General features: G+C 58.3%; 23 protein-coding genes and 1 tRNA gene. 10 read left to right on the forward strand and 14 right to left on the reverse strand.

What is annotated here, in order from left to right:
- Positions 1-52 precede the first annotated feature (52 nt).
- From GM668_RS15495 to mscL, 3 genes are read right to left on the reverse strand one after another with little or no spacing between them, the layout of a single operon-like run.
- A complete protein-coding gene (locus tag GM668_RS15495; protein WP_155439872.1) occupies positions 53-748 on the reverse strand; it encodes a DUF2461 domain-containing protein in 696 nt (231 codons plus the stop codon).
- Positions 749-795: 47 nt separating this feature from the next.
- Entirely contained in the window at positions 796-1965 is a 1170-nt protein-coding gene (locus tag GM668_RS15500; protein ID WP_155439873.1) for a Do family serine endopeptidase, read from the reverse strand.
- A gap of 39 nt (positions 1966-2004) precedes the next feature.
- Positions 2005-2430 carry a large conductance mechanosensitive channel protein MscL gene (gene mscL / locus GM668_RS15505; RefSeq protein WP_155439874.1) on the reverse strand — a complete coding sequence of 142 codons (426 nt, stop codon included), beginning with the start codon at positions 2428-2430 and terminating at the stop codon, positions 2005-2007.
- 245 nt (positions 2431-2675) lie between these two features.
- Between mscL and petA the strand changes: the two genes are divergently transcribed.
- From petA to GM668_RS15545, 8 genes are all read left to right on the forward strand, one after another.
- Positions 2676-3284, forward strand: coding sequence for a ubiquinol-cytochrome c reductase iron-sulfur subunit (gene petA, locus GM668_RS15510; RefSeq protein WP_155439875.1), 609 nt, complete (start codon positions 2676-2678; stop codon positions 3282-3284).
- A 2-nt stretch (positions 3285-3286) separates the two neighbouring features.
- Positions 3287-4699, forward strand: a complete 1413-nt coding sequence (locus GM668_RS15515) for a cytochrome b (protein WP_155439876.1) — start codon at positions 3287-3289, stop codon at positions 4697-4699.
- 30 nt (positions 4700-4729) lie between these two features.
- The gene (locus GM668_RS15520) at positions 4730-5497 is read left to right on the forward strand and encodes a cytochrome c1 (RefSeq protein WP_155439877.1); all 768 of its coding nucleotides are present in this window, start codon (positions 4730-4732) and stop codon (positions 5495-5497) included.
- 116 nt (positions 5498-5613) lie between these two features.
- Positions 5614-6225 (forward strand): glutathione S-transferase N-terminal domain-containing protein, encoded by a 612-nt coding sequence (locus GM668_RS15525; RefSeq protein ID WP_050409980.1) that lies wholly within the window; start codon positions 5614-5616, stop codon positions 6223-6225.
- A 4-nt stretch (positions 6226-6229) separates the two neighbouring features.
- Positions 6230-6721, forward strand: a complete 492-nt coding sequence (locus tag GM668_RS15530) for a ClpXP protease specificity-enhancing factor (RefSeq protein ID WP_155439878.1) — start codon at positions 6230-6232, stop codon at positions 6719-6721.
- Positions 6722-6747: 26 nt separating this feature from the next.
- Positions 6748-6823, forward strand: a tRNA-Thr gene (locus GM668_RS15535).
- 298 nt (positions 6824-7121) lie between these two features.
- On the forward strand, positions 7122-7631 hold the full coding sequence (locus tag GM668_RS15540; protein ID WP_155439879.1) for an ImmA/IrrE family metallo-endopeptidase: 510 nt from the start codon (positions 7122-7124) through the stop codon (positions 7629-7631).
- A 45-nt stretch (positions 7632-7676) separates the two neighbouring features.
- Positions 7677-8447: a hypothetical protein gene (locus GM668_RS15545; RefSeq protein ID WP_155439880.1), complete on the forward strand. Its 771-nt coding sequence runs from the start codon at positions 7677-7679 to the stop codon at positions 8445-8447.
- A 690-nt stretch (positions 8448-9137) separates the two neighbouring features.
- Here GM668_RS15545 and GM668_RS15550 read toward each other — a convergent pair.
- The 4 genes from GM668_RS15550 to GM668_RS15565 all read right to left on the reverse strand — a co-directional run bounded on the left by GM668_RS15550 (position 9138) and on the right by GM668_RS15565 (position 12409).
- The gene (locus GM668_RS15550; protein ID WP_155439881.1) at positions 9138-9941 is read right to left on the reverse strand and encodes a hypothetical protein; all 804 of its coding nucleotides are present in this window, start codon (positions 9939-9941) and stop codon (positions 9138-9140) included.
- Positions 9938-10258: a hypothetical protein gene (locus tag GM668_RS15555; RefSeq protein WP_155439882.1), complete on the reverse strand. Its 321-nt coding sequence runs from the start codon at positions 10256-10258 to the stop codon at positions 9938-9940. The genes GM668_RS15550 and GM668_RS15555 overlap by 4 nt, the downstream gene beginning before the upstream one ends.
- A 355-nt stretch (positions 10259-10613) precedes the next feature.
- Positions 10614-11012 (reverse strand): hypothetical protein, encoded by a 399-nt coding sequence (locus tag GM668_RS15560; protein ID WP_155439883.1) that lies wholly within the window; start codon positions 11010-11012, stop codon positions 10614-10616.
- Positions 11013-11062: 50 nt separating this feature from the next.
- On the reverse strand, positions 11063-12409 hold the full coding sequence (locus GM668_RS15565; protein ID WP_155439884.1) for a tyrosine-type recombinase/integrase: 1347 nt from the start codon (positions 12407-12409) through the stop codon (positions 11063-11065).
- 514 nt (positions 12410-12923) lie between these two features.
- Between GM668_RS15565 and GM668_RS15570 the strand changes: the two genes are divergently transcribed.
- Entirely contained in the window at positions 12924-13730 is an 807-nt protein-coding gene (locus GM668_RS15570; protein ID WP_155439885.1) for an APH(3')-I family aminoglycoside O-phosphotransferase, read from the forward strand.
- Between the two features lie 10 nt (positions 13731-13740).
- Here GM668_RS15570 and GM668_RS15575 read toward each other — a convergent pair whose 3' ends face one another.
- Together GM668_RS15575 and GM668_RS15580 are read right to left on the reverse strand one after the other, a co-directional pair.
- Complete coding sequence (locus GM668_RS15575) at positions 13741-14187, reverse strand: GNAT family N-acetyltransferase (RefSeq protein ID WP_155439886.1); 447 nt, start codon at positions 14185-14187, stop codon at positions 13741-13743.
- Positions 14188-14201: 14 nt separating this feature from the next.
- Positions 14202-14405, reverse strand: coding sequence for a hypothetical protein (locus GM668_RS15580; protein ID WP_170305658.1), 204 nt, complete (start codon positions 14403-14405; stop codon positions 14202-14204).
- A gap of 291 nt (positions 14406-14696) precedes the next feature.
- On the opposite strand from GM668_RS15580, the gene GM668_RS15585 reads away from it, so the two are divergent.
- Positions 14697-15461, forward strand: coding sequence for a helix-turn-helix transcriptional regulator (locus tag GM668_RS15585; RefSeq protein ID WP_155439888.1), 765 nt, complete (start codon positions 14697-14699; stop codon positions 15459-15461).
- A 54-nt stretch (positions 15462-15515) separates the two neighbouring features.
- On the opposite strand, the gene GM668_RS15590 is transcribed toward GM668_RS15585, so the two are convergent.
- The 5 genes from GM668_RS15590 to GM668_RS15610 are packed head-to-tail and all read right to left on the reverse strand — an operon-like array spanning position 15516 to position 19849.
- Positions 15516-16772 (reverse strand): hypothetical protein, encoded by a 1257-nt coding sequence (locus GM668_RS15590; protein ID WP_155439889.1) that lies wholly within the window; start codon positions 16770-16772, stop codon positions 15516-15518.
- A 4-nt stretch (positions 16773-16776) separates the two neighbouring features.
- Complete coding sequence (locus GM668_RS15595; RefSeq protein ID WP_155439890.1) at positions 16777-17535, reverse strand: outer membrane lipoprotein-sorting protein; 759 nt, start codon at positions 17533-17535, stop codon at positions 16777-16779.
- Positions 17535-18755 carry an ABC transporter permease gene (locus tag GM668_RS15600; RefSeq protein WP_155439891.1) on the reverse strand — a complete coding sequence of 407 codons (1221 nt, stop codon included), beginning with the start codon at positions 18753-18755 and terminating at the stop codon, positions 17535-17537. The genes GM668_RS15595 and GM668_RS15600 overlap by 1 nt, the downstream gene beginning before the upstream one ends.
- Positions 18752-19420: an ABC transporter ATP-binding protein gene (locus tag GM668_RS15605; protein WP_155439892.1), complete on the reverse strand. Its 669-nt coding sequence runs from the start codon at positions 19418-19420 to the stop codon at positions 18752-18754. Before GM668_RS15605 ends, GM668_RS15600 begins: the two co-directional genes overlap by 4 nt.
- Positions 19421-19429: 9 nt before the next feature.
- Entirely contained in the window at positions 19430-19849 is a 420-nt protein-coding gene (locus GM668_RS15610) for a DUF2141 domain-containing protein (RefSeq protein WP_170305659.1), read from the reverse strand.
- Positions 19850-20029 lie beyond the last annotated feature (180 nt).

The raw sequence follows: 20029 nt of genomic DNA on the forward strand, positions 1-20029 counted from the left end.
CACGCTGCGCCGGTGAGGAAGGTCAAATATGGCGGTAAGGCACGGGGCGCCGTTATGCGGCTTCCTCTTCTTCATCTTCGCGTGCGGAGCGCATCCACTGCACCAGCGGATACGCATCCTTCATGCCGTTGGCAATCAGGGGCAGCAGCAAATCCGGCTTGTTCAAGTCGAGATCCATCTCGGTCCACACAAAGAAGCTTTTCAGCTTGATGTATTCAATGTGTTCGTGCTCGGGATCGAAGCCTTTTGGCGGGCGCTGCAGCTTGCCTTCATTCTGGATCGTGCCGTAGCGGGCTTTCAGGTTTTTATTTTTCAGCACTTTGCTGAAACCGGCAGCATCTTCGACCATGGCGCGGCGCAGCGCTTTGATGCGGTTGGGCGGCGGCATGTATTCACCGGCGCCAAACAGGACGCGGCCTTCACCGTCCAGCTGGAAGTAATACGTGGGGCCGCCGGCTTTTGACGGGCGGCGCATGTCGTTCGGCGCGATGGCGGCCGAGAAACGGGTTTTGTACGGGCTTTTGTCGTTGGCGAAGCGCACGTCGCGGTTAATGCGGAACATGGCTTTCTTGGGATTGCAAAACTTGACGGCCGGGTCGAACTTGCCCAGTTCGGCGATCAGCTGCGTCACCAGCTGCAGGAACTCTTCGCGCAGGATGTCATAGCGCGGTTTGTTCATGATGAACCAGGGGCGGTTGTTATTGTCGGCCAGCTCGGTCAGGTAGTTTTTCAGGTCGCGCAGGTGCATGGGCATATCGGAGTTGGAAGAGACGGACCATTATGCCGCCACCCCGCCTACTTCGCTACCGGCCGCCTGCCCACCGTGACCGCCAGTTCTGTTTCCCGGCTCTTGCGCAAGACGCGCATGGTGGCTTTGCCGCCTGGTTGCAGTGCGGCAATCAAATTCAGCATTTCCGTCGTGTCATGGACATCCTTGCCTTCCACGGACACCAGGATGTCGCCCGGCTTGATGCCGGCCTTGTCGGCCGGGCCATTGCGTACCACGCCCGCAATGATCGCGCCGCTGGTGCGCTGCAAGCCAAAGCTTTCCGCCAGTTCCGGTGTAATTTCCTGCGATTCCACGCCGATCCAGCCGCGCGTGACATGCCCGGAGGAAATAATCGCTTCCATCACGGATTTCGCTGTGGACACGGGAATAGCAAAGCCTATGCCGACGGAACCGCCCGTTTGCGAATAAATCGCGGAATTAATGCCGAGTAAATTGCCGTTGGTATCAATCAGCGCGCCACCGGAATTGCCGAAATTAATGGCCGCATCAGTCTGGATAAAATTCTCGAAGTTATTGATACGCAAATTATTGCGGCCCAGCGCAGAAATAATGCCCATGGTGACGGTTTGCCCGACACCGAACGGATTGCCGATGGCCAGCACGACGTCGCCGACTTTGGCGTTTTCCGCATGGCCCAGCACGATCACGGGCAATTTATCCAGGCCGATTTGAATGACGGCCAAATCCGTTTCCGGGTCCGTCCCCACGACTTTGGCCTTGCTTTTGCGCCCGTCCGGTAACACCACCTGGATATCGTCGGCCGCATCGACCACGTGGTTATTGGTGAGGATATAGCCGGCCGGGCTGACGATGACGCCAGAACCCAGGCTGGACTGGTCTTCATCGCCATCGTCGCCTTCTCCCCGGTCGCCCCGTTCAAAGAAGCGGCGGAAAAACGGGTCGCGCGACAGTGGATGCTTGCGCTTCGGGGACTTCGTGGTGAGGACATTGACGACGGCGGGCATCGCGCGCGATGCCGCCACCCGGTAAGAACCGGGGGAAGGCGGGGTATTGCTGGAGGCTTCCAGCAGCGTGGCAGGGCGGGCGCTGCCCGTGCCCAGTTGCCGGATCGAGGCCGGCAAGCTGGCTGCGTCGGGACGGACGGCGTTATAGACGAAATACAGCGCAAGGACCACGGTCACCGTTTGCGCAAACAACAACCACAGTCGTCGCATGATCTTCATCCCGGGCCCGCTGGCCGGGCCAGCAGGGCGTTATTTATTCTTCAGCGAGTCGCGGATTTCACGCAGCAGCAAAACATCTTCTGCGGGCGGCGCCGGCTCGGCAGCCGCTGCCGGCGCCTCCGTGCGGCGGGCCTTTTGCAGCAGGCGCACCATTTGGAAAATGATGAACGCCAATATGATGAAGTTTAGCAGGATGGTCAGGAAGTTACCGTACGCGAGGACCGCGCCCAGCTTTTTTGCTTCGGCCAGTGATAAATTCATGGGCTGGCCGTTGAGCGGAATGTAATAGTTGGCGAAATCCAGGCCGCCGATCAGCTTGCCGATGGGCGGCATGATGATGTCTTGCACCAGTGAATCCACGATTTTGCTGAATGCCGCGCCCACGATCACGCCGACCGCGAGATCGACCACATTGCCTTTCATGGCAAACTCTTTGAATTCCTGCATCATGCCCATCTGTGTACTCCTGGTAAATAAACGAACCGATGATAGCGGTATTTTGTTGCTTTTCACAACACATTGCCGGGTCGATCCCCCTGGGACAATTTACCCATGGACGGCGTTGCATAATGTGGGGCAGAATTTACACAAATACTACGTTTTCCTTTAATTCAAAAAACTTTTGTCCTACAATTTAAGGTTGCTGCAAGCTCAGTAGTCGTATAACAACTATTTCGCAATTTGATGATTGGGGTTTGTGTATGAGTATCGAAAAGCAGGTCGATCCCGGCCGACGCGGTTTGCTGGCTGCCACATGTGCAGCGGGCGGCGTAGTAGGCTTGTCTGCCACGGGCGCCTTGGTCAGTACCTTCCAGCCGTCCGAACGGGCGAAAGCCGCCGGTGCACCGGTTGAAGTCGACATCAGCTCTCTGCAGCCGGGCGAGATGAAGACGGTGGAATGGCGTGGTAAGCCGGTGTGGATTCTGCGCCGCACGCCGGAAATGATCGCTTCCCTGAAGAAAACCGACGGCCAGGTGGCCGATCCCCAATCGAAACGTAATCCTGACGAATTCACGCCGGAATACTGCCGCAACGAAGCGCGCGCGATTAAACCGGAATACCTGGTCGCCATTGGCATTTGCACCCACCTGGGCTGCTCGCCATCGACCAAGTTCGTGCCGGGCCCGCAAGCGTCGCTGCCGGATGACTGGGCTGGCGGTTTCCTGTGCCCATGCCACGGCTCCACCTTCGACCTGGCCGGCCGCGTGTTCAAGAACAAGCCTGCGCCGGATAACTTGCCTGTGCCGCGCCACATGTACCTGAGCGACACCAAGCTGATCATTGGTAAAGACCAGAAAGGCGAGGCATAACCATGGGCGCATTCAAAGAAACCAAGTTTCCTGCCAACGCGCCAGCCTCGCAAAAGGCCCTGGGCTGGGTCGACGACCGTTTTCCGCTGACGAAGCTGTGGAACGACCAATGGGGCAAGTACTACGCTCCCAAGAACTTCAACTTCTGGTACATCTTCGGTTCGCTGGCCATGCTGGTGCTGGTGCTGCAGATCGTTACCGGTATTTTCCTGACCATGCACTACAAGCCGGACGCCAACCTGGCTTTCGGTTCCGTGGAATACATCATGCGTGAAGTGCCGTGGGGCTGGCTGGTGCGCTACATGCACTCGACCGGCGCGTCCGCGTTCTTCATCATTGTGTACCTGCACATGACCCGCGGCCTGCTGTACGGTTCGTACCGCAAGCCACGCGAACTGATCTGGCTGTTTGGTTTCGCCATCTTCCTGTGCCTTATGGCTGAAGCGTTCTTCGGCTACCTGCTGCCATGGGGCCAGATGTCGTACTGGGGCGCGCAGGTGATCGTCAACCTGTTTGGCGCGATTCCCCTGATCGGCCCTGACCTGTCGCTGTGGATTCGTGGCGACTACGTGGTGTCCGACGCCACCTTGAACCGCTTCTTCGCGTTCCACGTGATTGCGATTCCTCTGGTGCTGCTGGGCCTGGTGGCTGCGCACTTGATCGCGCTGCACGAAGTGGGTTCGTCGAACCCGGATGGCATTGAAGTCAAGGAAAACCTGGGCCCGGACGGCCACCCGGTCGATTCGATTCCATCGCACCCATACTACACGGTGCACGACTTGTTCGGCGTATCGGTATTCCTGCTGATCTTCTCGACGGTGGTGTTCTTTGCACCGGAAATGGGTGGTTATTTCCTGGAGTACAACAACTTCCTGCCCGGTGACTCGCTGAAGACCCCGCTGCACATCGCGCCAACCTGGTACTTCACGCCGTTCTACTCGGTGCTGCGCGCCACCACTGCGGACTTCATGTGGGTACTGATGTTTGCCGTGGCAGCCTATGTGGCCTTCCTGTGGCTGAAGTCGCGCCTGTCGGGCATGGTCAAGACGGTCATTGCCGCGGTTGCCCTGGTGGCCATCATCGGCATGCTGCCTTCCGTGCTGGATGCGAAATTCTGGGGCGTGGTGTTCTTTGGTTCGTCGGTGGTGATCCTGGCCTTCCTGCCATGGCTGGACCACTCGAAAGTCAAATCGATCCGCTACCGTCCTGACTGGCATAAATATGTGTACATGCTGTTCGGTATTGCATTTATTGCACTGGGCTACCTGGGTACCCAGCCGCCTAGCCCGGTTGGCACCGTGGTTTCGCAGATCTGCACGCTGTACTACTTTGCCTTCTTCCTGCTGATGCCTTGGTGGAGCGAAATGGGCCAGTTCAAACAGGTTCCATCCCGCGTTACGTACCACGCGCATTGATTACCGGCCATCGCTGAAGAGGACATGTACATGAATTTTGCTAAAAAGTTAATTGCAATCCTGGCGCTGGCAGTCCCTGGACTGGCGCTGGCAAACGAGGGTGGCCACCCGCTGGACAAGGCGCCGGACCGCTCGACCAACATGGCGGCACTGCAAAATGGCGCCAAGTTGTTTGTGAACTACTGCCTGAACTGCCATAATGCGTCTTCGATGCGTTATAACCGGTTGAAAGACCTGGGCCTGACGGAAGAGCAGATCAAGGGCAACCTGTTGTTTACTGCTGAAAAAGTGGGCGAAATGATGACAACGGCGATGCCGGCCAAGGATGCCAAGGCCTGGTTCGGCGCGGTTCCGCCGGATTTGTCCGTGATTTCGCGCGCCAAGGCATCGTCCGCAGGCACCGGTGGCGACTACCTGTATACTTATCTGCGTACTTTCTACAAGGATGACAACCGCCCGACCGGCTGGAACAACCTGGTATTGGCAAACGCGGCAATGCCGCACGCCCTGTGGGAATTGCAGGGTGTGCAAAGCGCCAAGTTTGTCGAGGAAACGGATCCACACGATCCATCCAAGAAAGTGCACAAATTCGCTGGCTTTGAGCAGGTGAAACCCGGCACCATGACCAAGCTGGAGTTCGACACGGCCGTGGCGGACCTGGTGGGCTACATGGAGTGGATGGCGGAACCTGCCCAGCAAACCCGCAAACGCCTGGGCGTGTGGGTGGTGCTGTTCCTGTCGTGCTTTGCGCTGCTGGCCTGGCGCCTGAACGCATCGTACTGGAAGGAAGTTAAATAAGAGTTAGCTCGGAAGTTTGAGCTTTGTTTTGTGCGCCGCCCGCGATGCGGGCGCGCTCCTTGGGGTGAGCCGCTTTTGCGGCTACATCCCATTTTGTTTCTAAGGAACTACAAAAAATGATGGTTCTCTACTCGGGTACGACCTGCCCCTTCTCGCAACGCTGCCGCCTGGTCCTGTTTGAAAAAGGCATGGACTTTGAAGTGCGCGATGTGGACTTGTTCAACAAGCCGGAAGACATTTCGACCATGAATCCATACGGCCAGGTACCGATCCTGGTCGAGCGCGAACTGATCCTGTACGAATCGAACATCATCAATGAGTACATCGATGAGCGCTTCCCGCACCCGCAACTGATGCCGGCCGACCCGCTGATGCGCGCCCGTGCCCGCCTGATGCTGTTCAACTTCGAAAAAGAATTGTTCGTGCACGTGCACACGCTGGAATCCGAGCGTGCCAAGGCCAACGACAAGAGCCATGACAAGGCTAGAGCAGAAATCCGCGACCGCCTGACGACCTTGGCGCCGCTGTTCCTGAAGAACAAGTACATGCTGGGCGATGAATTCTCGATGCTGGACGTGGCGGTGGCGCCGCTGCTGTGGCGTCTGGATCACTATGGCATTGAGCTGTCGAAAACTGCTGCGCCGCTGATGAAATACGCCGAGCGTATCTTCTCGCGTCCAGCCTACATCGAAGCGCTGACCCCATCCGAAAAGGTCATGCGCCGCTAATATCATGGCAGACATCTCCACCAAGCCCTACATGCTGCGCGCCATCTACGAGTGGTGCACCGACAGCGGCTATACGCCTTACCTGGCCGTGAAAGTCGATGCCGCCACCACGGTACCGATGGAATACGTGAAAAAGGGCGAAATTGTGCTCAACATCAGCTTTGGCGCCACTTCGGGGCTGAAGATGGACAATGACAGCATCCGTTTCCACGCCCGCTTCGGCGGCGTGTCGCGCGAAATCTTCGTGCCGGTAAATAACGTCATGGCCATCTATGCCAACGAAAACGGCCAAGGCATGGCGTTTGAGCCGCAATTGGGCCAGTACGAACCGCCAGCCCCGGCGCCAGCACCATCGGCGCCAACCCTGGCGCCCGTGCCGAGCCCGGTGCCTTCGTCCGAGTCCCGTCCTGCTGAGACTGTCAGCACGGATGCACCGGACGATGGTGGCGAACCGCCAAAAAAGGGCGGACGTCCTACCCTGACACGTATCAAATAGCGTATAATCCGCGCTGAAAAGTTTACGCCGGCTTAGCTCATTTGGTAGAGCAGTTGATTTGTAATCATCAGGTGGCCAGTTCGAAACCGGCAGCCGGCACCAAAATTAAGTAGTAAAAACAAAGGGTTACATGATTTTTCATGTAACCCTTTTTGTTTCCAGTACGCTCTGTTTGACCCTTGTAACCACTATGTAACCCGATTGAGTGGTGGCGAGAACCTCGGCTGATGCTATAAGCCGTCATTTCCGTTACCCGCCCATATATGGTTGAGTCTGTACAGCATTTCACAGTTCAATGCAAGTCCCGGTTGCTATGAAGGGAGGGACACTGTTAGAATTTAGACTTCATATACTGTAAAACCGTACAGTAGTAATTTCTCACAATAGGAAGGGGGAGGCCATGGGACATCTATCCAATCATTCGCTTACTCCCCTTGGGGAAGAAGGCGCCGCGCGTGAATTGTTATCACGCTACTGGGACGGTCTGCTTCCTATTGATCCTGTCAAAATAGCAACGCAAGCAGGTATCGCAGTGTACGGGCGTGGAGGTTGGGGGGACTTTGATTACCCCTACAGTGGCTACTACCGCATATTCAATGGTATGCCTTCAATTGAATACAACGTATCGGAAGCTCCTGTTCGCCAGCGTTTTACTGTTGCACACGAACTTGGGCACTTTGCTTTAGGTCATCAGGATGCTCCACGAGATGCCGGTAACTTCCAATCCAGCGGCGACTACCGTGAGCGGCAAGCCAATAAATTTGCTGCGGAACTACTTATGCCCGGTTCACTCGTAGCTCGCCATTACCAACAGGGCGCCGCAAGCAGTGTGGAAGCATTGGCAAATATGTTTGGAGTCTCCAGAGATGCCATGGGCTACCGCTTAATTAACTTGGGCTTACTGCGATAAGCGCATATCCAAGCAGCAGTATTCGAGATCACTGAAGGAGAGATATTGAGTCAAGATTTAGACGGGGGTGTACTTAGGTCACCCGAATCTTCAGCTCGTTCGCCAAACGTTGTACTAGATCCTTCGCCAGATCAGCTTAGAACAGAACTTGATTCATCTACTCAAGCACCAGTTACAACAGGTCCTGGCGATAGTCCTAGAATGTCTGAACATGCACTGGACGCCATAAACGACCAAATATCACGACGGGGATACCGAACTCCAATTTTTTACGCGACCTTGTTTGTTTTATTGACTTTTACGGTATGCCTTGCAGGAGTAGTCTGCACATTGGGAAGAGGATTCTATGAGGCGCTAAAACCTGAGAATGTTTCTAAGTTTGTAGCAGTAGAGTTGCAAGAGAAAATTCGAAAAATTTCACCCGATGCAAGTGAAAAGGCAAGTGAAAAGGCAAGTGAAAAGGCAAGTGAAAAGGCAGGTGTAAAATCGGAAAAAGTATCAAATAATTCGAACAAGGAAAACAAGACTTCTTCGACTAAATCTGCTGACGTGCACAGCGTAACTAAGGAACCAGAGTCTATCAAAGTAGAGGCGAAGATTTATGGTGAAATTCGCGACTCTATGGTTCCTTTAGTGGCGTTAGTATCGATTCTTACCGTAGCCATCGTTGTTATATTGGGAAGCATGGTCAAGGCAGCCTTTGCGCCACATCCCAATAACGGTATTGAATCAAAAGAGAAAGATGACGTATCTCCTGTCCCATTGCTTGAGGCAATCAAAAGTCTTGTAGATTCAGTTAAAGCTGCCTTGAAATAATCCTGATGTATAGCGACAACCTGCTTACTTGTTGCAAGCATGAGAGCGACCCGCAGTGGAGTGAGGTCGCTTTCACATTGAAACACGGTTGTATAAGGTTTGGTGAAAAAAACTTCTAAGTTGATGAACGCTACCCCATCGCGGCAAACCTTATATTCTAGGACTTTGCCTTTTCAGGGTCGGATGGGGGCGTTACTTGCGCATTAGGGGCCGCAATGATGTTACTGAAGAATGTAGCATTCGCCGTTGCCGTAACAGGTTGAAATGGCAACTGTCCGGCGGCCGTCAACATACCCGAAGTGAGTGATGGCGAAGCCGCTCTCTACGGATTGGGTGATGGTCATTACTTCCAGAATGTCAGTGAATTGCTCAAGCGTTACGTGCTTCACGTTATGTTTGCTCCTCTTTGGTTGATCGGCTTGTCGAGCCGGTGGGGTATCAGGGTTATTTTTGAGTGGCCAATCGGCCCGCATTGGCTCCGCGCTAGTTCTCATAATGTGGAATAAGCCATGACGAGAGCCTATGGCTGACCCATGACGCCGTCATGGCTTGGAAATTACAAAAGTCATCTCATTCCGTCATGAGCCAATTTGCGTGATTCTCGGGGCGTCGCGGGATGGTTGAGGGATGACGAAAACAATGGGGACCTAGGTCCCCAAAACGAATATACGTCCCTCGCTTCATCTCCATTTAGGTCGCCCAAGTCATCTCTGCTTTCCGCAGCGTTGACCGTATCTTTTCGAGTTGCTGCGCTACAGCTTGTCGTGTGATTGGCATTCCTGTTAGTTGTTCAAAAAATACCGCTGTCTCTGTCGGGCTGGCGCTGGTAGCCATACGAGAACACCGCCATAAGGCATGGCGTCGCTGCAGGGTTGCCAGTGCTTCAGTTTCGCCAAAGGTAGCGGTTCGTCGCACAGTGCACAGATCATCACGCAGCGCTTTGTACACATGCTCACTGGCCACCGCTGTGATTTCGGCACGCTTCTTGACCGGTGCAGTACGCAAGTAACAAGCTTCGAGTTGCTGGCGGGTGTTAAGGCTCAACGACCCCGCCAGCTTCCAGGCCGGGCGTCGTCCTCGAAAGAACGCATACTCGGCCTCGCGATGAAAGACGGCATCGCCACCTGTCAGCATTAGCTTGCCTCGCTTGTACCGGACGACATCGGCATGGCCAGGGTAATGACGGCGTAGCCACATCACATCGGCCAGAAAAAGATCATAGCGGGTGTTTATGTGCAGATCGTCTAATTCCAGCCCATCATGCCAGACCCACGGCGGCACGCCGTTGGCAACCAGTGCACATGCTGTTACATAGGTCCGCTTTCGTTGCCCTGCCTTGAAGGCTGTGCGGTATTGGGTGAGCAGTTCTTCGCGCCCGAATCGGCGCGCATTCTGTTGCACATCGTAGAGCTTGAGCGGGTCCACAAGGCGTAACAGCGATGCAAGCGGAATGAAGCCCTGCGCGTTGTTCGCTGTGGGGCTTCCGGTCATCATTCGTGCGCTACTCTGGACGCGGGGATAGCTTCGCCGATTTCGCGTGCGAAACGCGCCGCCAGCGTCTCATATCCTACTGGCGCAATGCTTCTGATTCCCGCCTCGATAGATTCGGGACCGAACGAGATAATCAGGTTGGCAGCTTTGTCGCGCATTTCGGGGTGGCTACCGACCAGCGCCAGCACTTCATGCCAGCCTGCTTCGATGGGGCCGAGCGTTTGAGCAATGATGTCACCGCCGTACAGTCCGGTCAGGCCGGCTATCTGGCGCAGCACTTCGGCGGTTTCGTCGCCCAGCGTTAGTTTGATACTGTTCATGCGTCGGCCCCTTTGGAATCGACAGCGGCACCGGCGGCCAGAGTGCGCCGAATTGCATCCACCGGCCATGCCAAGCGGCCCATAATGCGCACCGGACGAATTGGCCCAGCCTCTGTTGAAGCCCAGGATCTCATTGTTTGTGGCTTGCGGCTCAGGTAGAAGGCGGCGCAGGCTGTCTCTACATGGCTGCGCGTCTCTTGGTCAATAGGGGGAAATCGATTTGTTGCGGCTGGCATATTGGAATCCGTGTCGTTGTTGAAAGGGATTCCATTAGAACTTATGCCGGACTCGGGATTCTAGTGGTGAAACACGGGTATTTTTCCCCTACTGATTTGGGGAAACTCAGGCAACTTACCTAGTGATTACCGTAGTCGTCGTGGCGTCTTGTCCGCACCCGCTTCTGAGCTAATGCCTCCCGCCATGCACCCTCGAACTGACTTTCTGTGGCAAGCGGTGACCCTTTCGGCGCAGCACAATCCGCAGCAAGGGCTTTTTTTCCACCGGTAGGAATACACATCACATCGTATTTACGTTTTTTTGCCGCAGCCTCGATTAAACGAATCTTCCGCTCCATCTTTGATAGTCCTGGCTCGTCGGGGCCTGTTACTGCAGTATTCACGTTTTTCGCCTGTTGGTTGGCTTTTTTAGTACTTTCGATTTGCGCCCACAGTAAGGCTTCCACTTCGGCTTGGCGTTTATGGCGTTCTCTCGCTTCTCCCATCACAAGACCTAGCTTTAACTCATTAATCTTCATCCTCGCTCCGCTTTGAATATAGAAGTAATTGCACCATATGTTTTGAATTATCAGCTTGCAGTTACTACACGCAGCCCGTGCGCCGCTGGCATGAAATTTATACCGGCTTGCTCAAGCATCCACTCTTCGATTTTAACGTGCCATTTCCGCAGCAGATCCAGCGGACGGCGAATGTAGTTCTGTTCGCGTACGCCCTGCGGCGCGTGGCCTTGAATCTGGGCCGCGATGCCTGCAGGCATCTCCACCCATTCGCTCAGTGTTGCGAAGCTGCGGCGCAGGCCATGCAATGTCAGATGTGGCAGCCCGGCGGCGGCGACCGCCTCGTTATGGGCGATGCGCGGCTCTGTCAGCTTGCCGGATTCGGCGGTGGGGCTGCTGAAAACCCACTCATTACGGCGTGGCAGCGCAGCCAGCAGGTGCGCGACGTATGGCGTGAGCGGCACCATGCGGAAGTCTTCCACTTTGTCGCCCAGCTTCATGCTGCCCCATTGGAAATCGACATCGACCCAGCGCAACCCTGCCACCTCCTCGCGGCGAGCGCCAATCATCAACAGTGTTTGCAGGTATGCAGCGATGACCGGGTTGCCTATCTTGCGAACTTCACCAAACCACGCCGCTAGTTGTTCGCGCTGGAGCAGGTCGTGCTTCACCTTGGATTTGCCCAGAATTTCACGCGCACGGCTGCTCTTTGCAGCATTCACTTTGACGATAGCGGCATACACGGGGTGTCCGGCACACCAATTCAGAAAGGCTTTGAGCAGTCGCATCGCCAGCCGCGCGCTGGATGGGCGTACTGCCGCCTCTATCTTGGCCCAAGCCTCGATCCTCGCATCTGTCAAATCCACTAGGCGCTCTCCGGCCAGCATCGATAGCGGCCCTGCCTTGGTCAGCTTTGGGCTACGCTTTCGTCTTTCGCCACCAGCCTGGATAATTTTTCTGTGTGCGGAGATTTGATGGTCGCCCCAGTGTGGCGTGCGTTCGGCCACGTAGACAGGCCAAGCATCGCCCAACGTTATCGAATCGCGCAAAGCTGCCGCAGCGGCGGCGGTCTGTTCCGCAATCTTGGCCTCACGGCGGGCCTGCTCTGCTGCCAGCGCATCAGCTCTGACTTGGCGAGGATCTTGGCCACCGTCAATCATCACCTTTAAGCGGCGTGCTTCCGCGCGTGCGGCATCAATACTCCATGCCTTGCGGTCGCCAATTGTCACGCGAATGGTCTTACCGCCCAGCTTGGCCTGAAAAATGAAGGATGTGGGCGGCAATGCTTTGCCCGCTTCCGGTCGCGTTGCCCGCAGGCCAAGCCCTGGCGCTTCGGTATCCCAGATGAACTCCTGCGCTTTGTCCGGCTCACACTTGTGAGCATCAATTCTTCCAGCAGTGAACGCTATCCGCGCCATCGTCAGTCTCCCATGTAACCTCTATGTAACCCGATTGGGAGTATAAACATCGACACAAACTAACGCAAATCAACATCATATTTTCATAAGTTATTGATTTTAAATGGCGTTGTGGCATTGGGGAATGCGGATGAATGCTAATGAATGGCTTCTTTTGATGATTTGTAATCATCAGGTGGCCAGTTCGAAACCGGCAGCCGCAAGTTGTATCAGGCAGTATCGAAAACCCGCCTCTCTTATAGGGAGCGCGGGTTTTTTGTTGTCTCCGATGGCCCCACTGCGTACATGAAGGCGCATAGAAGTGCCGGTACCTGTGGCGGTATCTGCCTCGCGACGTAAAACAAGATTCCGCCAGCGGAGGCGGATATGGCACTGACTGATACGTTCGTCCGGCTGGTAAAGCCGGGCAAATCCACTGGTCTTTTTGTTACCCAAGCACCCTTGTACAACCAAGGCACCGTAACAATATCAGCATCCATATCCTACCCCGACCGCTTCTCGCCCCCAACCACGCATGGACCAACAACACCCCCATCCTCCCGTCCCAGCCCCAGCAGGTCTCTCTGCCGACCTCGGCGGCTATACCTGGACCCCTCAGACCGCCGGTGAATCCGGCGGCGCCGTTTACCGGCTGCACAGTAAAGCCGATGCGCCTGATCTGTTCGTAAAGCATGGCAAGCACGCTGTTGCCGATGACATCACCGATGAAATGATCCGGCTGCGCTGGCTGGCCACGCACGTTCCTGTGCCGGCTGTTGCGCATTTTGCCCGTACGCCTGACGAAGCCTGGCTCTTGATGACGGCACTGCCCGGGCAATCGGCGTATGAGGTGATGGAGGCGCATCCCGGGCAGCAGGGCGCTATCGTCGACGCGCTGGCCAGGTTCCTGCGCCGCCTGCATGCGATCCCGCTCAGCGCCTGTCCGTTCACCAGCGATCACACCTACCGGCTGGCCCATGCACGGGCACGCATCGATGCCGGTCTGGTCGACGAAGACGATTTCGATGACGAGCGGGAAGGCTGGAGTGCCGAACAGGTGTGGGACGCGATGCAAGACTTGATGCCGATGGCGCCAGATCCAGTCGTTACGCACGGCGACTATTCGCTCGATAACCTGTTTATCTGCGATCAGGAGGTCGTGGGCTGTATTGATGCGGGACGGCTGGGCATTGCTGATCGCTACCAGGATATCGCCATCGTTTGGAATTGCCTGGCGGAGTTCGGGCGCCCCCTTCAGGAGCGCTTTCTGGCGCAATACGGCTTGTCCGATCCCGACTGGGACAAGCTGCGGTTCCATCTGCTGTTGGATGAGCTGTTCTGACCAACGACGCCTATCGGGGCGCGATGCCACCTGCGCCGGAGCCCGAGCGCCGCATCGCCAGCACCTTATGCCCCGAGACCGCATACCCCACCAGCCGCTTGGCCAGGAATGGCGGCAACTCTTCCGGCGCCGCAGTCGCAAAACCTGCCTGGCCATAGAACTGCACCAGATGGGTGTAAGGCAGGCAATACGCCACATCCCGGTCGAGATAGGGAACGCAATGTTCCAGCAGCATCCGCCCAACGCCCTGCCGCTGAAACTCCGGCAACACTTGCATACCCCGCAGTACCGTCACGCCGCCTTCTTCGCACAGGCGGACCACGCCTATCATGTGGCCACCATGCCAGGCAGCCAGCGTCACATCGGCTTCGGCAACGCCGCCGCCATATCCCGCCGCCTGGTATAAGCCTGCCACCTGGCCGAGTTCCACAACTGGAACACGTTCAACCTTGATCATATCGAGTACCTGTTTTATTTAGCGATCACCACATTATCCGCCGGCCCGGCTGCCCCGGCCGACACCGTCACGATGGCGCCGGCGGATGTATTCACGGTGCTATTGTGGCCCATGATATTGACAGTGTTGGTACCGGAATTGACCGTGGTGCCCGCTGGCACGTTGACGCTTTGGCCCGCGCTCATCGTCAGCGACTGGCCAGCCTGCAAGGTTTTCACGACCGGGACGCTGGGGCTATCACTGCCGCCTCCGCATGCTGATAGGGTGAGAGCGCAAAGGACGGGCAAGAACAGCTTCATGCGGTGCATGGGGTTTCTCCTGAGTGGTTAGTCAAAAAGACACGCACTGTACACACCGCGGCGAACTTGAAAACTATTCAATTGTTTCAATTTGAGCAATCTCTCTAATTGCAAGATAAATGCCAAAAAGCAAAATCACTAAAAGTTTGTGTTACGATATTTTCAATACATCTTGCTAAAGCCTGGCAAGGCTGACAAAGGACCGAATTAATGGATGAGGTTGGCGCCGGCGCTGGTATTGTGCCGGATTTTTTTACCACCTATGACGCGCTGATGAACGCCCGCGATGAACCGGAAACGGTGACGCGGCTGGAATCGGCAGCCCAGGGCCTGGGCTTTGACAAGGTACTGTTTGCCGTCATTCCGCAACCCAAAACTAATATTGCCGACGTCTACTTGCGCAGCAATTACCCGGACCAGTGGCGCGAGCATTACGACCGCAACAACTTGCGCACTGCCGACCCGACGGTGGAATACTGCTTCAAAGCCAGTTCGCCATTTGTGTGGATGCCGCAATCGTTCAAAACGCCGGAACAGCAGGCGCTGTACGAAGAAGCCGCATCGTTCGGCCTGAAGGTTGGCGTGACCTTGCCGATACGCGGCGTGGGCGGTGAAATCGGCATGCTGACGTGCGTGCGCGATGAAGCGCCGGGACCGGCTTTCCTGAAAGACTTGAGCCAAAGCCTGGGCGGCCTGTCGCTGTTGCGTGACGTGGCGTCTGATTCGCTGCACCAGTATGTGCACGCATCAGTGGCGCCAACGGAAGACATTCCCGTTTTGACGGCGCGTGAACAGGATTGCCTGCAGTGGATGTGCGCTGGCAAGACTGCATGGGAAATCGGCCGCATCCTCAGTATTTCCGAAGCAGGCGTCAACTTCCACATCAGTAACTTGCGCACGAAATTCGGCGTCAGCCGGCGCAATGATGTGGTGGTGAAGGCCATCCGCCTCGGCCTGATTTCCCTGCCCGGCTAAGAATTTTCTCAAGCCGCATCCTGCCAGTTCGCCAGCTCCATGACCGTACTGCCGCTAAAACGTATGCAGCAGCACCAGGTGGCCCTGGTAGCGGTAAGGCGTCATGCCGAATTCACTGCCGGACTTGCCGGTGAAGACATTCACGTCCGCCTTCAAGGCCAGGCGGCTGCGCAATTGCCAGCTCTTTGACAGCGTCGTCATGGCGCTGCCGTCAGCCAGTCCGGCAAAGGTGGACAGGCACCACGTGGCGTCGCCCTGGCCGAGTTCCGCACGCAGATAAAGGTAATCGCGCCGCACACCGGCCGGCGCGCTGCCCAGCAGCGACGCGTCCGTGCCCAGGTTGCCGATGGCGGCTCCATGATAAGGACCGCCCAGCGCCGCCGTGTGCTGCACCAGCTGCTGCTTGTAGCGGCGCCATTCCGTCGCGGCGATGCCGTCCCCGTGGTGCACCCACTCGCCATACAGCGCCAGTCCCCGCTGAGGTGTCCACGTGGCGCCCGCGACGGCGCGCAGCTTGTAATCGCGGCCCGGTTCGTAGCGGAACGGCAGCGGCGGCAAATACAGCCGCGCCGGATCGGACAACAGGCCGGTGGGGAACCAGCGCGCTTCCGCCGGACCGTAATACGCGTCGGCCCGCAGCGTCACTTCATCCACGCCGTATGACGCCGACACGCCGGCGCCAATGCGCGCACCGGCGCGCTTGCGCAGCATCAGCGCCGTGTTCAGTCCAGGCGTGGGTTCGCCTGACCAGCGCACCGCCAGCTGGCGCGCGTTGCTGCGCTCGGCCCGGTCGTTGCCAGGATTGTTGGTGCTGGCCACGATGTCCATTGTGACGGTGTCGCCCAGCCGGGTTGCCACGATCATCGGCAAACCCTGGCTGCGGCCTTCCGTATCGAACACGTCGCGCAAATCCGTTTGCGACGATTTAAAGAACCCCAGCGGCTGGAACGACAGGCCGCTATCCCACGTCAGCAATTGCTGGCCGGCGGCTACGTGCCACTGTTCTCCCCAGCGCCAGCCATAGTGCAATTCCTGCAGCTGCAGCTTGCGTTCCGACGGCCAGTCCTTGCCGCGTTCGCCGTCCAGCGTGAGGCGCGCACGCCAGCGCACGCCGGACGCGCCGCCTTCCAGCCCCAGCGCCAGCTCGCCGCTGCCGCCGCTCATATCGAACAGGTTGCCCGGATTGGCAGCCGTGCTGCGCGACTGCGTTTGCGCCAGACCGGCCAGCGCGTAGCCGTGCACGCCCGCGTCATGGGCCAGCGCCGGCGCGGCCAATGCCGCGCACAGCAGGGAAGGGACAGCGGAGCGCACCGAATCAGTTCTCCAGGGCCAGCGCTTGCGGCTGGAACATGGCGGCCGGTGTGCTGGATGCTTCCACCGCATGGATTTGCTGCACCGTGCGCTTGTTTGGATTGACGGCGTCGATGTATGTCAGCGTGGTCAGCAAGTTCTGGCCGCCGACTTTTTTCAGGCCGCCGAATTTCAAGGTCTTCAGCTTGCGGCCAGTAGCCGCCAGCAGGTCGGCCTGCACGGGCGCCTGGTCAGCCTTGGCCACGTACAGCGTGATGCTGGCGTACGACGCTTCCGGCGACTTGGCTGTCAACGTCAATACATAGCATTCCTGGTCGTCCACCTTGGCTTCGCCCTGGGCGGCAAAGGCGGCGCTGTAATCGTCGGCCAGGTTCAGGCGCGAAATGTCGCCGATGCTGGCCTGGCCGCGCAAGGTTTGCAGCGGCGTCAGGCGCATCGGGCGGCGCGTGCGTGGAGCGTACAGCCAATAGCCGCCCGGCGTGTACAAGTATTTCTGGCCGCGCTGGTCGCCATCTTCGGCCAGTACCAGCGTGCCCGCGTCGCGGCGGATCAAGCCCGTGTAGCGGTACGTATCCTGCGCATCGTTTTCCGTCGTGGTCAGCGTAAAGCCCATCTTCAGGTTGGCCGCGCTGGGGCGGCGCAGCGCATCAAGTTTGGCCACCATGGCGGCCGGGTCGGCCGTACCTGCGGCAGCAGCGGCGCCGCACCAGCCGGCCAGCGCCAACGCCAGCACAGCGGACAGTTTCAAGGTTTTCGTATTCATCACAGTGCTCCCAAAGCGTCGATTACTTTCAGCCGCGTGACACGGCCACTGGCCATCCAGGCTGCCGCGATCCCCAGCAGCAGCACCACCGTTGCAATGCCTGCCGTTGCCTGCCAGTCCCACAGCACGCGCAGCGGGTAGCCTTCGGTCTGGCCCGGCGGCGGCGGCATCGTGATGCGCAGCGCATTGATGCCTTCGCCGAGACCGGCCGCCACCAGCATGCCGGCGGCGACGCCGATCACGCACAGCACCAGCCCTTCCAGCACAAACGCGCGGCGCACATGCCAGGCGCTGATGCCGAGGGCGCGCATGACGCCGATTTCACGCGAGCGTTCCAGCACGCTGGTCAGGATGATGGTCGTCAGGCCCAGCAGGCTGACCACGAGGATGAACAGGCCGAAAATGCGGAACAGGTTTTCGTACAAGCCCAGCACCTGCGTGTAATACGGCGCCAGCTGCAGCCAGTTGCGCAATTCCAGCTGCGGCAGGGCGGCGGCCAGGCGGCGCTGCACGGCGTCCACGTCGGCGTCGTCGTCCAGCAGCAGCGCGACGGACGATACGCGGTCGGTGGCCAGCAAGCTTTGCACCAGCGGCAGCCTGGCGCGCAGCAGGTGCAGGTCGCGCTCGGGCGAACCGGTGCTTTCCAGCCCCACCACTTGCACGTCGGACGCGTTGATGGCGCCGCTGACGGTGGACGTCAGCAGTGTGACGGTCTGGCCCGGCTCGACGCCGAGGCGGTGCGCCAGTTCCGTGCCCAGCACCACGCCATCGTCCGGTGCGGATGCATTCAATGGCGCGCCCTTGACGATGTCATGGCTGGCGCTGAAGGCGGCGCTTTCCAGCACGGGATCGACGCCGCTGCCGCTGAAGGACAGCGTGCGCGGCCCGTTCGACACCAGGCCCTGGAACGACAGGCCCGGCACGATGCGGCGCACGGCCGGTTCGGAGCCGGCGGCTTTTTCCAGCGCCGCATACTGGGCCGGCGTCATGCCGTGCTGCAGCTGCTTTTCTTCATAGGCGTCGAAGCCGCCGCGGGCGGCGGCGCGCATGTGGCCCAGGCCATCGTGGATGGTGGTGTGGCGCAGGCCGACGCGGATCGCGTTGACATAGTCGGCAAACAGCATCATGGCCACTGCCGCCGCTGCAATCGCGGCCAGCGCCAGCATCGAACGCCGCCGGTTAGCGACGATATTGCGCAAGGCAAGCGATAGCCACATCATGACAAGGCTCCATTTTCAAGGCGGATGACGCGGTCCACCCGGTCCAGGCAGCGCTGGTCGTGGGTGGATACCAGCGCGGCCATGCCGTTTTCGCGCGCCAGCGCTGCCAGCTGGTCCATCAGGCTTTCCGCATTGGCGCGGTCCAGCGCCGCAGTGGGCTCGTCGGCCAGCACCACGCTGGGCTTGGCGGCCAGTGCGCGCGCCACGGCAACGCGCTGCTGCTGGCCGCCGGACAGCAGGGCCGGACGGCGCGCCGAATGCTCGGCCAGTCCCATGCGGCGCAGCGCTTCGGCGGCGCGCGCGCGGCGCTCCGCTTTCGACAGGCCCGCGTTCAACAGCGACAGTTCGACGTTTTCCAGCGCGTTCAGGCCCGGCACGAGGTGGAATTGCTGGAAGATGAAACCGACCGTGCGGGTGCGCAGCACATCCATGTCAGCCGGCTTGGCGCGGGTGACGTCAAAACCGTTGACCACGACGCTGCCGTCATCGGCCTGGTCATAGCCGGCAATAATGTTGAGCAGCGTGCTCTTGCCGCTGCCGGACGGGCCGGTCAGCGCGACCAGTTCACCGGGCTGGATTGTGAAGGAGACCTTGTCCAGCGCGGTAAACGCTTCCGCACCGCGCGTGTAGCGCTTGGACAAGTCTTGAACGTGGAGGGCAGCCATGGCGCTCTCTCAGTATTGCAGGTTGATTTGCACGGGCACGGCGGCGCCATTGCCGACCGTCACGGCCGCCTGCCTGAATGGCGGCGGCCCATATTTCGCGGTGGCGCCGTTCGAGAAGCCATAGCCTTCGCTGGGAATGCCCATGGCGTTACGGTCCATCTTTTCATTATCGTTTTCATCGTGGTAAGCCATGACGGCCCAGGCGCCGGCCGGCACGTTTGGCACGTCGACCCTGGCGCTGCCCGCATGCGCCGCAGTGGCGGCGCCCAGCGTGCATTTTTTCAGGAACGTGCTTTCATCGCACACGGCCACGCGCAGCTTGCCTTTGCCGCTGGCTACGCCGTCGATTTTCACTTGCAAGGTTGTGGCCGACGCCCCCGCCGACGCCAGCAGCGCCCCCGCCAGCGCTGACTTCAGTACGTGTTTCATGATGTTTTCCTTAGCATTGAAAAATGGAATGCGCCGCGATGGCGTGGTGGCCATGTTAAGGAGGAGGGCAGGCGGGCGTAACTATCAGGGCTGATAGGTTGACTTGCAGGGATTCCACGGATTTGCCCGCTTCGCAACCGTGCGCGCCTTGACGCTCCGCTACGCTTACATTACCGTTTG

Origin of the sequence: Pseudoduganella ginsengisoli (assembly GCF_009720865.1) — a bacterium.
Taxonomy (GTDB): Bacteria; Pseudomonadota; Gammaproteobacteria; order Burkholderiales; family Burkholderiaceae_D; genus Rugamonas; species Rugamonas ginsengisoli.

Coding starts and splice junctions, on each gene's coding strand:
- GM668_RS15495 (WP_155439872.1), bottom strand. CDS start 748: ATGCACCTGCGCGACCTGAAAAACTACCTGACCGAGCTGGCCGACAAT.
- GM668_RS15500 (WP_155439873.1), bottom strand. CDS start 1,965: ATGCGACGACTGTGGTTGTTGTTTGCGCAAACGGTGACCGTGGTCCTT.
- mscL (WP_155439874.1), bottom strand. CDS start 2,430: ATGGGCATGATGCAGGAATTCAAAGAGTTTGCCATGAAAGGCAATGTG.
- petA (WP_155439875.1), top strand. CDS start 2,676: ATGAGTATCGAAAAGCAGGTCGATCCCGGCCGACGCGGTTTGCTGGCT.
- GM668_RS15515 (WP_155439876.1), top strand. CDS start 3,287: ATGGGCGCATTCAAAGAAACCAAGTTTCCTGCCAACGCGCCAGCCTCG.
- GM668_RS15520 (WP_155439877.1), top strand. CDS start 4,730: ATGAATTTTGCTAAAAAGTTAATTGCAATCCTGGCGCTGGCAGTCCCT.
- GM668_RS15525 (WP_050409980.1), top strand. CDS start 5,614: ATGATGGTTCTCTACTCGGGTACGACCTGCCCCTTCTCGCAACGCTGC.
- GM668_RS15530 (WP_155439878.1), top strand. CDS start 6,230: ATGGCAGACATCTCCACCAAGCCCTACATGCTGCGCGCCATCTACGAG.
- GM668_RS15540 (WP_155439879.1), top strand. CDS start 7,122: ATGGGACATCTATCCAATCATTCGCTTACTCCCCTTGGGGAAGAAGGC.
- GM668_RS15550 (WP_155439881.1), bottom strand. CDS start 9,941: ATGATGACCGGAAGCCCCACAGCGAACAACGCGCAGGGCTTCATTCCG.
- GM668_RS15555 (WP_155439882.1), bottom strand. CDS start 10,258: ATGAACAGTATCAAACTAACGCTGGGCGACGAAACCGCCGAAGTGCTG.
- GM668_RS15560 (WP_155439883.1), bottom strand. CDS start 11,012: ATGAAGATTAATGAGTTAAAGCTAGGTCTTGTGATGGGAGAAGCGAGA.
- GM668_RS15565 (WP_155439884.1), bottom strand. CDS start 12,409: ATGGCGCGGATAGCGTTCACTGCTGGAAGAATTGATGCTCACAAGTGT.
- GM668_RS15570 (WP_155439885.1), top strand. CDS start 12,924: ATGGACCAACAACACCCCCATCCTCCCGTCCCAGCCCCAGCAGGTCTC.
- GM668_RS15575 (WP_155439886.1), bottom strand. CDS start 14,187: ATGATCAAGGTTGAACGTGTTCCAGTTGTGGAACTCGGCCAGGTGGCA.
- GM668_RS15585 (WP_155439888.1), top strand. CDS start 14,697: ATGGATGAGGTTGGCGCCGGCGCTGGTATTGTGCCGGATTTTTTTACC.
- GM668_RS15595 (WP_155439890.1), bottom strand. CDS start 17,535: ATGAATACGAAAACCTTGAAACTGTCCGCTGTGCTGGCGTTGGCGCTG.
- GM668_RS15600 (WP_155439891.1), bottom strand. CDS start 18,755: ATGATGTGGCTATCGCTTGCCTTGCGCAATATCGTCGCTAACCGGCGG.
- GM668_RS15605 (WP_155439892.1), bottom strand. CDS start 19,420: ATGGCTGCCCTCCACGTTCAAGACTTGTCCAAGCGCTACACGCGCGGT.
- GM668_RS15610 (WP_170305659.1), bottom strand. CDS start 19,849: ATGAAACACGTACTGAAGTCAGCGCTGGCGGGGGCGCTGCTGGCGTCG.